Annotated in this window: 13 protein-coding genes; 8 read left to right on the top strand and 5 right to left on the bottom strand. The window is 71.8% G+C overall.

The features are described from left to right. The first annotated feature begins 26 nt into the window (after positions 1 to 26). Entirely contained in the window at positions 27 to 719 is a 693-nt protein-coding gene (locus tag AB0G11_RS17445; protein ID WP_357586872.1) for a response regulator transcription factor, read from the top strand. Then, the gene (locus AB0G11_RS17440; protein ID WP_357586750.1) at positions 716 to 2,161 is read left to right on the top strand and encodes a HAMP domain-containing sensor histidine kinase; all 1,446 of its coding nucleotides are present in this window, start codon (positions 716 to 718) and stop codon (positions 2,159 to 2,161) included. The genes AB0G11_RS17445 and AB0G11_RS17440 overlap by 4 nt, the downstream gene beginning before the upstream one ends. Positions 2,162 to 2,290: 129 nt before the next feature. On the opposite strand, the gene AB0G11_RS17435 is transcribed toward AB0G11_RS17440, so the two are convergent. The 5 genes from AB0G11_RS17435 to AB0G11_RS17415 all read right to left on the bottom strand — a co-directional run bounded on the left by AB0G11_RS17435 (position 2,291) and on the right by AB0G11_RS17415 (position 5,510). Further along, complete coding sequence (locus AB0G11_RS17435; RefSeq protein ID WP_357586748.1) at positions 2,291 to 3,982, bottom strand: endo-1,4-beta-xylanase; 1,692 nt, start codon at positions 3,980 to 3,982, stop codon at positions 2,291 to 2,293. A 283-nt stretch (positions 3,983 to 4,265) separates the two neighbouring features. Next, on the bottom strand, positions 4,266 to 4,469 hold the full coding sequence (locus AB0G11_RS17430) for a hypothetical protein (protein ID WP_219505619.1): 204 nt from the start codon (positions 4,467 to 4,469) through the stop codon (positions 4,266 to 4,268). Further along, positions 4,466 to 5,089, bottom strand: a complete 624-nt coding sequence (locus AB0G11_RS17425; RefSeq protein WP_219505621.1) for a TIGR00645 family protein — start codon at positions 5,087 to 5,089, stop codon at positions 4,466 to 4,468. The genes AB0G11_RS17430 and AB0G11_RS17425 overlap by 4 nt, the downstream gene beginning before the upstream one ends. Next, on the bottom strand, positions 5,090 to 5,227 hold the full coding sequence (locus AB0G11_RS17420) for a hypothetical protein (RefSeq protein ID WP_219505623.1): 138 nt from the start codon (positions 5,225 to 5,227) through the stop codon (positions 5,090 to 5,092). Positions 5,228 to 5,300: 73 nt separating this feature from the next. After that, positions 5,301 to 5,510, bottom strand: a complete 210-nt coding sequence (locus tag AB0G11_RS17415) for a hypothetical protein (RefSeq protein WP_219505625.1) — start codon at positions 5,508 to 5,510, stop codon at positions 5,301 to 5,303. A 171-nt stretch (positions 5,511 to 5,681) separates the two neighbouring features. On the opposite strand from AB0G11_RS17415, the gene AB0G11_RS17410 reads away from it, so the two are divergent. The 6 genes from AB0G11_RS17410 to AB0G11_RS17385 are packed head-to-tail and all read left to right on the top strand — an operon-like array spanning position 5,682 to position 11,599. After that, positions 5,682 to 6,743: an ABC transporter ATP-binding protein gene (locus AB0G11_RS17410; RefSeq protein ID WP_219505627.1), complete on the top strand. Its 1,062-nt coding sequence runs from the start codon at positions 5,682 to 5,684 to the stop codon at positions 6,741 to 6,743. Next, a complete protein-coding gene (locus AB0G11_RS17405; RefSeq protein ID WP_219505629.1) occupies positions 6,740 to 7,837 on the top strand; it encodes an ABC transporter ATP-binding protein in 1,098 nt (365 codons plus the stop codon). The genes AB0G11_RS17410 and AB0G11_RS17405 overlap by 4 nt, the downstream gene beginning before the upstream one ends. Continuing rightward, positions 7,834 to 8,721, top strand: coding sequence for a sugar ABC transporter permease (locus AB0G11_RS17400; RefSeq protein ID WP_219505631.1), 888 nt, complete (start codon positions 7,834 to 7,836; stop codon positions 8,719 to 8,721). Before AB0G11_RS17405 ends, AB0G11_RS17400 begins: the two co-directional genes overlap by 4 nt. After that, on the top strand, positions 8,718 to 9,539 hold the full coding sequence (locus AB0G11_RS17395) for a carbohydrate ABC transporter permease (protein WP_219505634.1): 822 nt from the start codon (positions 8,718 to 8,720) through the stop codon (positions 9,537 to 9,539). The genes AB0G11_RS17400 and AB0G11_RS17395 overlap by 4 nt, the downstream gene beginning before the upstream one ends. Positions 9,540 to 9,542: 3 nt before the next feature. Further along, positions 9,543 to 9,818, top strand: coding sequence for a DUF2160 family membrane protein (locus AB0G11_RS17390; RefSeq protein WP_219505636.1), 276 nt, complete (start codon positions 9,543 to 9,545; stop codon positions 9,816 to 9,818). Between the two features lie 23 nt (positions 9,819 to 9,841). Then, positions 9,842 to 11,599, top strand: a complete 1,758-nt coding sequence (locus tag AB0G11_RS17385; protein WP_219505638.1) for an ABC transporter substrate-binding protein — start codon at positions 9,842 to 9,844, stop codon at positions 11,597 to 11,599. Positions 11,600 to 11,648 lie beyond the last annotated feature (49 nt).

The following is an 11,648-nucleotide window of genomic DNA, read 5'->3' as shown; positions in this document are numbered from 1 at the left end:
CCGGCGTGGACGGATCAGGCCGGGCGATGACGCCCGAGGAGGACGCCGAGCGGCTGCTGGTGGTGGACGACGAGGCCACCGTCCGCGAGCTGCTCGCGGCGACGCTGCGCTTCGCCGGGTTCCGGGTGACCTCGGTGGCGACCGGGACCGAGGCGGTCGCCGCGGCCGGCGCCGAACCGCCCGACCTGGTGCTGCTCGACGTGATGCTGCCGGACATGGACGGCTTCGAGGTGGTCCGGCGGCTGCGCGAGCGGCGGCCGGTGCCCGTCCTGTTCCTCACCGCCCGCGACCGCCAGGCGGACAAGGTCACCGGGCTCTCCCTCGGCGCCGACGACTACGTGACCAAGCCGTTCGACCTGGAGGAGCTGATCGCCAGGATCCGCGCGATCCTCCGCCGCACCTCCGGCCACCACGCCGGGGTGCTGAAGGTGGGCGCGCTCACGCTCGACGTCGACGGGCACCAGGTGACGCGGGAGGGGCGGCCGGTCCGGGTCTCCCCCACCGAGTTCCGGCTGCTGCGCTACCTGATGGAGAACGCCGGGCGGGTGGTGTCCAAGGCGCAGATCCTCGACCGGGTGTGGCGCTACGACTTCGGCGGCGACGCCAGCATCGTCGACACCTACATCTCCTACCTGCGGCGCAAGGTCGACGCCGGGGAGCCCAAGCTCATCCACACCGTGCACGGCGTGGGCTACGTGATGCGCGAGCCCCGGCGGTGAGGCGGCTGTCGCTGCGGGCCAGGCTGCTGCTGTTCACCGCGGGGCTGCTGCTGGCCGGGCTGAGCCTGGCCGGCGCGGTCGTCGCCGACCAGCTGGAGCGCTACCAGCTCGGCCGGCTCGACGGCCAGCTGCGCTCGCTCACCGCGCTCGTCTCCAGCGTGCCGGCCCCCGGGCCGCCCGACCTCGCGGACGCCGCCGCCCGCCCCGGCCTCCTCGCGCAGGGACTCGACGTGTTCGGCAGCCCGTACCTGGTCTATCTGGACGCGGGCGGCGCGGTGGCGGCGAGCGTGCACTCGCCCAGGGTGGCCGCCGCGACGCTGCCGCGCCTGGAGGACCTGCGCGCGGTGCCCGCGGACGCGTCGGCCGCCGACCTGCCCGCCGCCGACGGCTCGGGCCGGTGGCGGGCCGTCGCCCGGCCGGCCACCGGGCGGGGCGGGACGGTGATCGCGGCGGCGCCGCTGGCCGAGGCCGACGCGACCATCGCCCGGGTCCGGGCCAGCAGCGTGATCAGCGGCGCGGTGCTGCTCGTCCTGCTGACGGGGGCCGGCTGGTTCGCCCTCGGCCGGGGGCTGCGGCCGCTGCGCCGGATCGAGCACACCGCGGCCGCGATCGCCGGCGGCGACCTCAGCCGGCGGGTGCCCGTGCTGGCGCCGCCCGGCACCGAGATCGGGCACCTGGCGGCGTCGCTCAACACCATGCTCGGCCAGCTCGAACGCGCCTTCGCCGACCGGGCCGCGTCCGAGGCGCGGATGCGCGCGTTCGTCTCGGACGTCAGCCACGAGCTGCGCACGCCGCTGTTCGTCATCAAGGGCTCGGCCGAGCTGCACCGGATGGGCGCGCTGGCCTCCCCCGCCGACGTCGACGAGGCGATGCGGCGCATCGACCGCGAGGCCACCCGGCTCACCGCGCTCACCGAGGACCTGCTGCTGCTCGCCCAGCTCGACGAGGGCGCCGACGAGCAGCTCGAGCTGGCCCCGATGGACCTGCGCACGCTCGCCAACGACGCCCGGCACGACCTGCGCGCCCTCGACCCGGCGCGTCCCGTCGAGGTCACCGGGCCCGACGGCGGGCCGCCCGGCCCGGCGCCGGTCCACGCCGACGAGGCGCGGCTGCGTCAGGTGGTCGCCAACCTGGTGGGCAACGCCGCCGCCCACACCCCGCCGGGCACCCCCGTGCGGATCGGCGTCGGCACGGCGGACGGCCGGGCGGTGCTCGACGTGGCGGACGAGGGGCCGGGGATGACGGCCGAGCAGGCGGGCCGCGTCTTCGACCGCTTCTACCGGACCGACCGCTCCCGCGACCGCTCGGTCGGCGCCGGCGCGGGGCTCGGGCTGGCCATCGCCCGCTCCCTCGCCCGCGCGCACGGTGGCGACGTCGAGCTGCGGACCGCCCTCGGCGAAGGCGCCCGCTTCCGCCTGACCCTCCCCCTCCTGAACCCCTGACGCCCCCGTGCAGACCGTAAGGGGCGGGCGCGCCCCCGCGTGGGGGGCGCGCCCGCGGGAAGCCGCGCGGGCCGTACGGCTCCCGGTGCCGCTCCTCCCTCGGCCCGCGCGGAGATCAGGGGTACGCGGTCACGGCGAGGCGCAGGTGTAGCCCGAGGGCGTCTGCGTGTTGCCGCTGGGGCGGTTGACCTGGAAGCCGAAGCTGGTGGCGGCGTTGGGGGCCAGGGTGCCGTTGTAGGAGACGCTCTTGGCCGTCACCGTCTGCCCGCTGGTGGTCAGGGTGGCGTTCCAGGAGCCCGCGAGGGTGTGGCCGGCGGGCAGGGTGAAGGTGACGGTCCACCCGTTGAGCGTGGCCGAGCCGGTGTTGGTGACGGTGACGGGCTGCACGACGTAGCCGTTGTTCCACTGGGTCTGGACGGTGCCCGTCGCGGTGCAGGGGCCGCCGGGGCCGCCGCCCGCGCTGGTCTCGAAGGTCACCGTCGCCGAGGGGGTGGACAGGTTGCCGGCGCCGTCGCGGGCGCGCACGTACACCTGGTACTCGGTGTCGGCCGTCAGGCCGGTGAGGGTGGTGGAGTTGGTGGCCGACTGGCCGAGCAGCGTGTCGGTGGCGCCCTGCTCGCGGTAGACGTTGTAGCCGGCCAGGCCGCTGCCGCCGGAGTCGGTGGAGGCCGCCCAGGACAGGCTCGCCGAGCTGCTCGTGACGCCGGAGGCCGCCGGGGTGCCCGGGGTGGTCGGCGGGGTGGTGTCGTTGCCGGTGCCGCCGGCGAGCGCGTCGTGCACGGCGGTGTAGGCCGGCTTGGTCTGGTAGTTCTCGTTGTAGATGAGCGCGGCGCCCTCGCCGGGGAACGTGTCGGGCACCCAGGAGTGCCTGTCGGTGATGCCCCAGATGGTGACGCCGGCGCAGGCGGTCACGGCGAGGCAGGCGTTGACGACGTTGCGGTAGTAGGTGGCCTGGGTGGCGTCCTTGGAGGCGTCGCGCGGCATCTGCATGCGCACGTCGAGCTCGGTGATGCGCACCTGGACGCCGAGGTCGGCGAAGCGCTGCAGGTTCTGCTGCAGGTCGTTGGGGAAGCCGTACTGGATGGCCAGGTGGCTCTGGAAGCCGACGCAGTCGACGGGCACGTTCTGCTGGCGCAGCGACCGGACCAGGTTGTACATGGCGGTGCTCTTGGCGTTGATGCCTTCGACGTTGTAGTCGTTGATGCACAGCCGGGCGTCGGGGTCGGCGGCGCGGGCGTAGCGGAAGGCGTCGGCGATGTAGCTCTGGCCGAGCGTGTTGTACCAGAACGAGGTGCGCAGGCTGCCGTTCTCCTCGAAGACCTCGTTGACCACGTCCCAGGAGACCAGGGCGGGGTTGTCGGCGTAGCGGCCGGCGACCGTGTCGATGTGGTTGCGCATGGCCTCGCGCATGGCGGTGGCGGGCAGGTTCTGCACCCAGGTGGGGGTCTGGCTGTGCCAGACGAGCGTGTGGCCGTGGACCTGCTGGTCGTTCTGCTGGGCGAAGTTCATGATGGCGTCGGCGCCGGAGAAGTTGAACTGGCCCTGGCTGGGCTCGGTGGCGTCCCACTTCATCGCGTTCTCGGCGGTGATCTGGTTGAACTCGCCGGCCGCGAGGGTGCGGTACTGGGTCTCGTTCGACAGCGGCCCGGTGGCGAGGGCGGCGCCGATGAACTTGCCGCGTGCGGCGGCGTGCTGGCGCAGCGGCGCCGAGGCGTCGGCGGGGACGGCCGGCGCCAGGAACACGGTGAGCAGGGCGAGGGCCGCCGCCGCCGTGAGGGTTCTGATCCGGGCTCCGGATCTGTTGAGCGTTGTCGAGAGCACGAGCACCTACCTCCGCGAAGTTCCGATCCCGAAAGTTTCATCAGCCCGGGACCCTTGCGGGGAAGGTATTGACATGCGAGAGCGTGGTCAATGCCGGGAACGGCGTCCCGTCATCGGCGCAGGTGGTGAGCAGAAATTATCGGACGCTATATGAAACTTTCACGGGCGGAGGGCGCCGCGTGCCCGCCCCGCAGGGGGAGCTGGGGGCGGGCACGGGGTCCCGGTAGGTGGGTGGCCTGCCGGGAGCATGGCGGTCAGGCGCCGGTCCTGCGCCTCGTGCCGGTCATGCGTCGTCGTCGGAGACGCGCGAGGCGTCCGTGCACGTGCTGGATCCGGAGCTGAGCACGGGGAACAGCGCGCCGCAGGTGCTGACCGGCGCCGACACCGGCTCGACGATCTCGTCGTTGAAGATGATGATGTCGCCGATGAGCGGTGGAGCCGGCTTGGCCGCCGCCGGGGACACCTGCGCGAGCAAGCCGACGATCACGCCGCCGATACCCGTTGCTGCGGCGAGGCGGAAGCCGGGTCGCCCGGCCGGTGCCGGCTCGGCCGGCTGTTCAGCATGATGCGGTCGATGAGGGCCAGCGCGACAGCCGAGACGATGAAGGTCAGATGAATCAACGTTTTCCATAGCAGTTCCCTGTCGGTGACGGCCGGGCGGGCCGCGTTGATGAATATCTGCAGCAGGTGGATGGAGGAGATGCCGATGATGGCCATGGCGAGCTTGACCTTGAGCACGTTGGCGTTCACGTGGGAGAGCCATTGGGGCTGGTCGGGATGCCCCTCGATGCGCAGGCGCGACACGAACGTCTCGTAGCCGCCCACTATCACCATGATCAGCAGGTTGGAGATCATCACCACGTCCACCAGGCCGAGGACGATGAGCATGACGGTGGTCTCCGGAGGGTGGCCGCCGAACCCGAGCTCCACGAGGTGGATCAGCTCGGCCATGAACCGCCACACGTACACGACCTGCGCGGCGATGAGGCCCAGGTAGAGGGGTGCCTGGATCCAGCGGCTGAGGAACATGACGTAGCCGAGGCGCTTGAGCGGGCTGCGCCGCTCCCGGGGGGCGCCGGCCACGTGCAGAGGCAGGGGCGGGTGCATCTAGGACGTGAGGAGGTTGACGTGCTGGATGACGGTCTCCAGGCCGATCAGCGGCTCGCCGCCGGCGTCCGCCGCCAGGGGCGGCAGGACGATCGCGGCCGCCGTGAGGACGGCGACGTACAGGGTCCGCAGGTACAACGCTGCTCCTTGGGGTTGCTGGGCGGAACGGAAACCTGCGGCCGGGACGGGGGCCGCCCCGGCCTGCCGAGAGTCAGGGCGCGGTCAGGCAGTTGACGGCGGGCACCTCGGCCGGGAGTCCCGGGGCCGAGGGGTCGACGAGGGTGGTGACCTCGCCGGCGCTGGCCGTGAGGCACTCGAGGGCCCCGACCGGGTCGACGATGGCGTGGGCGGGCGCGGTGGCGGCGAGCAGGCCGCCGGCCACGAGGGCGGCGACGCCGGTCAGGCGAAGCGTGCGGTGCATGAGACCTCCTGGGTCCGGTAGGGGAACACCCCTGAACTGCTACCCACAGTAGTTTTTCAGTAACTCTCAGTACAGGAATTGACCGCGATTCTCATGTGCGCCGCCGCGAAAAGACCCTTTGCACGCCTTTGTGGATCATGTTAACTGGAGGAGAAAAGGTGGCGATCTATCATGCTGCTCATCGACGGCGTCCGCGTACGGCAGCGCGGCGAGGTCTGGCTCGACGACATCAACCTGGAGTTACCGAGGGGGATGACCACCCTCCTGGGGCCGATGACGGCAGGCAAGACGACGCTCATGCGGGTCGTCGCCGGGCTGCATCCACCGGACGCGGGGCGGGTGCTCGTCGGCGGGCGTGACGTCACCTCGGTCTCGGTGCGCCGCAGGTCGGTCGCCTTCGTCTACCAGCGTTTCATCAACTACCCGACGCTGACGGTGTACGAGAACATCGCCTCCCCGCTGCGCCTGGACCGGGCCTTCCCCCGCGAGTCGGTGGACCGGCGGGTGCGCGAGGTGGCCGAGCTGATGGGCATCGGCGAGCTGCTGGACCGGCGGCCCGGCGAGCTGTCCGGCGGCCAGCAGCAGCGCACCGCGATCGCCAGGGCGCTGGCCCGCCCGGTGGACGTGCTGCTGCTCGACGAGCCGCTGGCCAACCTGGACTTCAAGCTGCGCGAGCAGTTGCGCGCCGACCTCAGGGGCATGTTCGCGGACTCCCCCGGCGTGGTGCTGTACGCGACGGCCGACCCGAACGAGGCGCTGTCGTTCGGCGCCCCGGCCGTGGTGCTGGGCGAGGGCCGGGTGCTGCACACCGGCGACGTGGCCGCCCTGTACGCCGGGCCGCCGTCGCTGGCGGTCGCGGCGGCGCTCAGCGACCCGCCGCTCAACGTGCTGCCGGGCGTGGCGCGCGAGGGCGGCATCGACTGCCTCGGCGCGACCTTCCCCGCCCCCGCCGGGCTGCCGCCGGGTCGTGAGGTGGCGCTGGCCGTGCGCCCGCACCAGGTGGCCGTCGAGCGCCCGGGCGGCGGCGCGGTGGGCTTCCCCGGGGAGGTCCGGCTGGCGGAGGTGACGGGCGGGTCGACGTTCCTGCACCTGCTGCTGGACGGCGGCCCGCACGTGGTGGCCCACCTGCCGGGCACGCGGGCCTACGAGCCGGGCGGCCGGGCGACCGCGTACGTGGACCCGGAGGACGTGTTCGTGTTCGAGTCGCGGCATGGCGGAGGACAATCTGCATGACTGACATCCGGCTGGAGGGCGTGGGACACAGCTACGACGGCGGCCGGACGTGGGCGCTGCGGCCGACGACGTGGACGTGGCGCGGGTCTCGGGCGTACGCGCTGCTCGGGCCGAGCGGGTGCGGCAAGACGACACTGCTGAACATCGTCTCGGGCCTGCTCTCCCCCACCACCGGCCGGATCTGGTTCGGCGACCGGGACGTGACCGGGGTGCCGACGGCGGGGCGCAACATCGCGCAGGTCTTCCAGTTCCCGGTGCTGTACGAGGAGATGTCGGTCTACGACAACCTGGCCTTCCCGCTGCGCAACCGGGGCCTGGGCCGGGCGGAGACGGACCGGCGGGTGCGGGAGGTGTCGCGGCTGCTGGGCCTGGACGAGCATCTGCGGCGCCGGTCGCGGCGGCTGGACCCGGGCCGGCAGCAGATCGTCGCGCTGGGCCGCGGGCTGGTGCGGCCGGACGTGGCGGCGGTGCTGCTGGACGAGCCGCTGACCGTGGTCGACCCGGCGGTGAAGTGGGCGCTGCGCAGCAAGCTGAAGGAGATCCACCGCGACACCGGGCACACGCTGATCTACGTCACGCACGACCAGACGGAGGCGCTGACGTTCGCCGACGAGGTGGTCGTGCTCAACGAGGGGCGCATCGTGCAGGCGGGCGAGCCGGGCGAGCTGTTCCTGTCGCCGGCGCACGAGTTCGTCGGCCACTTCATCGGCTCGCCCGGCATGAACGTGCTGCCGGGCGAGCTGGCCGGCGGCGTGGTGCGGGTCGGCGGCACGGCGCTGGGGCGGGCCTCCGGCGACCTGCCGCCGGGGCCGGTGCGGGTCGGGGTGCGGCCGGAGTTCGTCCGCCTGGGCGCCGGGCACGGCGGGCTGAACGGGCTGACGGGCCGGGTGACGGGGGTGGACCGGATGGGCGCCTACGACCTGGTGCACGCGGCGGTGGACGGGCACCCGCTCGTCGTCCGTGCGGAGGCCGGGGCGGCGGTCACGGTGGGCGAGGCGGAGCCGCTGAGCTTCGCCGAGGGGCGCGCGTTCCTGTTCAGGGACGCCGTCAGGTGCGGGGTCGTCGAGCCGCTGGACGGGAGGCCCGGAGCGTGAGCGAGAAGCGCCCGCCGGAGGTGAAGCGGCGCGACAACCGGGCCTGGTGGCTGGTGCTGCCGGTCGTGCTGTCGGTGGCGTTCACCGCGGTGATCCCGCTGATGACGGTCGTGAACTACTCGGTGCAGGACGTGTTCAGCCCGAACGACCGGATCTTCGTCGGGCTGGAGTGGTTCCGCGACGTGACCCGCGACCCGGAGGTGCGCGCGGCGTTCGGCCGCACGCTGCTGTTCTCGGCGCAGGTGCTGCTCGTCGAGATCCCGCTGGGGGTGGCGATCGCGGCGACGATGCCGCGCCACGGGCGGGTCGCGGTGCCGGCGGCGCTGGTCGTGGTGGCGCTGCCGCTGCTCATCCCGTGGAACGTGGTCGGCACCATCTGGCAGATCTTCGCCCGTCCCGACATCGGCCTGGGCGGCTGGGCGGTCAACCGGGTGCCGGGCGTGAACTTCAACTACACGCTCGACGCCACCGACGCGTGGATCACGGTGCTCGTCATGGACGTGTGGCACTGGACGCCGCTGGTGGCGCTGCTGGCGTACGCGGGGCTGCGGTCGATCCCGGACCCGTACTTCCAGGCGGCGCAGATCGACGGGGCGTCGGCGTGGGCGACGTTCCGGCACGTCCAGCTCCCGAGGCTGCGCGGGGTGCTGACGATCGCGATCCTGCTGCGGTTCATGGACAGCTTCATGATCTACACCGAGCCGTTCGTGGTGACGGGCGGCGGGCCGGGCAACGCCACGTCGTTCCTCAGCATCCTGCTGTCGAAGATCGCCGTCGGGCAGTTCGACCTGGGGCCGGCGGGCGCGTTCTCGCTGCTGTACTTCCTGGTGGTGCAGATCGCCTGCTACGTGTTCTTCACCGTGCTGACGAGGAGCGGCCGATGAGCGGGCGGGACGGGCGGCGGCTGCCGTGGGCGCGGACGGTGTTCTGGCTGTACGGGGCGACGCTGCTGCTGCCGGTGCTGTGGATGTTCGGCATGTCGATCCGCCCGAACCAGGACATCCTCGGAAGCTTCTCGCTGATTCCGCAGCGGGTGACGTTCGACAACTACGTCACGTTCTTCACGAACCCGGTGTGGTATTCGAGCTACCTGAACTCGATCGTCTACACGTCGATGAACGCGGTGATGTCGCTGGTCGTGGCGTTGCCGGCGGCGTACGCGTTCTCCCGGTTCCGCTTCGCCGGCGACCGGCACCTGTTCTTCTGGCTGCTGACGAACCGGATGGCACCCCCGGCGGTGTTCCTGCTGCCGTTCTTCCAGATCTACCAGTCGGTCGGCCTGTTCGACACGCATCTGGGCGTGGCGATCGCGCACATGCTGTTCAACGTGCCGCTGGCGGTGTGGATCCTGGAGGGGTTCATGTCGGGCATCCCCCGCGAGATCGACGAGACGGCGGCGATCGACGGCTACTCGCTCCCCCGGTTCTTCGTGCGGATCTTCCTGCCGATGATCCGGTCGGCGATCGGCGTGACGCTGTTCTTCTGCTTCATGTTCAGCTGGGTGGAGCTGCTCATCGCCAGGACGATCACCTCGGTGAACGCCAAGCCGATCGCCGCCACGATGACGCGCACGGTGAGCGCGGCGGGCGTCGACTGGGGGCTGCTGGCGGCGGCCGGGGTGCTGACGATCGTGCCGGGCGCGATCGTCATCTGGTTCGTGCGCAACTACATCGCCCGCGGGTTCAGCCTGGGGAGGGTGTGAGCGGTGCTGGAGTGGATGGTGTGGACGGCGCCCACGGCGCTGGTGTTCGCCGGGCTGGCGCTGCTGCTGGCCGGGATGGCCGTCTGGGCGCGGATCTCGCCGCCGGTGGCGCGGCGCGGCTTCCTGCGCATCGAGACCGATCGGGGTGACCGGCTGTACATCGGCCTCGTCAGCGCCGCCGTGGTGCTCGCCGGGTGGATCGCGGTCAGCGATCTGTCCATGTGGCTCGCGCTGGCGCTCGCGGTCGTGGTGGTGCTGGTCATCGGCAGATGGGGCTGACCCGAGGAGGCGCAATGGCGTTCATGGCACGAGGTCCGGCCGTACCCGTCCTGCTGCTCGCCCTGGTGGCGGCGGGATGCTCGCAGGGGCAGGGAGGCGGTGGCGGCGAGTTCCGGGAGGCGGACGCGAAGGCGGCGGCGCAGCGGTGGGTGTCCACCGAGTTCACGCCGAGCACGCTGACGCGCGACCAGCAGCTGGCCGAGATGGACTGGTTCATGAAGGCGGCCCAGCCGTACCGGGGCATGGAGATCAACGTCGTGTCCGAGACGATCACCACGCACCAGTACGAGTCGCAGCGCCTGGCCAAGGCGTTCGGCGAGATCACCGGCATCCGGGTCAAGCACGACCTGATCCAGGAGGGCGACGTGATCGAGAAGCTGCAGACGCAGATCCAGGGCGACCAGAACATCTACGACGCCTACGTCAACGACTCCGACCTGATCGGCACGCACGCGCGCGGCGACTACGTCTTCCCGCTGTCGGACTACATGGCCGGCGAGGGCAAGGCCGTCACCTCGCCGACGCTCGACCTCGGCGACTTCATCGGCATCAGCTTCACGACCGGGCCGGACAAGAAGCTCTACCAGCTTCCCGACCAGCAGTTCGCCAACCTCTACTGGTTCCGCTACGACTGGTTCACCGACCCGGCGATCAAGAAGCAGTTCCGCGACGCCTACGGCTACGAGCTGGGCGTCCCGGTCAACTGGGCGGCCTACGAGGACATCGCGGAGTTCTTCACCTCGAAGGTCAACGGCGACGGCACGATCGACGGCGTCAAGGTGTACGGCCACATGGACTACGGGCGCAAGGACCCGTCGCTCGGCTGGCGGTTCACCGACTCGTGGCTGTCGATGGCGGGCAACGGCGACCCGGGCCTGCCGAACGGGCTGCCGGTCGACGACTGGGGCATCCGGGTGGAGAACTGCCGCCCGGTGGGCTCGTCGGTCACCCGGGGCGGCGACACCAACGGCCCGGCGGCCGTCTACGCGCTGACCAAGTACGTCGACTGGCTGAAGCGGTTCGCGCCGAGATCGGCGGCCGGGATGAACTTCAGCGAGGCCGGCCCGGTGCCCGCGCAGGGCAACGTCGCCCAGCAGATCTTCTGGTACACCTCGTTCACCGCCGACATGACCAAGCAGGGGCTGCCGGTCGTCAACGCCGACGGCACGCCGAAGTGGCGCATCGCGCCGAGCCCGCACGGCGCGTACTGGAAGGAGGGCAACAAGCTCGGCTACCAGGACGCGGGCTCGTGGACGCTGCTGCGCAACACCCCGGCGGAGCGCCGCGCGGCGGCCTGGCTGTACGCGCAGTTCGTCACGTCCAAGACGGTGTCGCTGAAGAAGTCCATCGTCGGGCTGACCTTCATCCGCGACTCCGACCTGCGCAGCGACCACTTCGAGCGGAACGCGGACAAGTACGGCGGCCTGATCGAGTTCTACCGGGGCCCGGCGCGTGAGCAGTGGACGCCGACCGGGACGAACGTGCCGGACTACCCGAGGCTGGCGCAGCTGTGGTGGCAGAACGTGGCCACCGCCGTCACCGGGGAGACGACGCCGCAGCAGTCGATGGACAACCTGGCCAGGCAGCAGGACGACATCCTGTCGCGGCTGGAGCGGCGCGGCTACGGCGGCGCGTGCGCGCCCAAGCTGAACCCCGAGCGTGACGCGCAGCACTGGCTGGACCAGCCGGGCGCGCCCGCGCCGAAGCTCGCCGACGAGCGCGGCAAGCCCGAGACGCTCGACTACGACCAGCTCGTCGCCCAGTGGAAGAAGATCGACTGACGGCGGCCCCGGTTTCCGGCCGGAGACCTCAGGGCAGGACTCCGGCCAG

Source organism: Nonomuraea sp. NPDC023979 (assembly GCF_040639085.1).
Lineage (GTDB): Bacteria > Actinomycetota > Actinomycetes > Streptosporangiales > Streptosporangiaceae > Nonomuraea > Nonomuraea ceibae.
The sequence above is the reverse complement of the archived record's forward strand: the minus strand, read 5'-3'. Positions and strand labels throughout refer to the sequence as shown.

Bases quoted from the DNA above. Each gene is read 5' to 3' on its own strand.
- AB0G11_RS17415 (WP_219505625.1), bottom strand. From the start codon at position 5,510: ATGCACCGCACGCTTCGCCTGACCGGCGTCGCCGCCCTCGTGGCCGGC.
- AB0G11_RS17445 (WP_357586872.1), top strand. From the start codon at position 27: ATGACGCCCGAGGAGGACGCCGAGCGGCTGCTGGTGGTGGACGACGAG.
- AB0G11_RS17425 (WP_219505621.1), bottom strand. From the start codon at position 5,089: ATGCACCCGCCCCTGCCTCTGCACGTGGCCGGCGCCCCCCGGGAGCGG.
- AB0G11_RS17385 (WP_219505638.1), top strand. From the start codon at position 9,842: ATGGCACGAGGTCCGGCCGTACCCGTCCTGCTGCTCGCCCTGGTGGCG.
- AB0G11_RS17405 (WP_219505629.1), top strand. From the start codon at position 6,740: ATGACTGACATCCGGCTGGAGGGCGTGGGACACAGCTACGACGGCGGC.
- AB0G11_RS17395 (WP_219505634.1), top strand. From the start codon at position 8,718: ATGAGCGGGCGGGACGGGCGGCGGCTGCCGTGGGCGCGGACGGTGTTC.
- AB0G11_RS17410 (WP_219505627.1), top strand. From the start codon at position 5,682: ATGCTGCTCATCGACGGCGTCCGCGTACGGCAGCGCGGCGAGGTCTGG.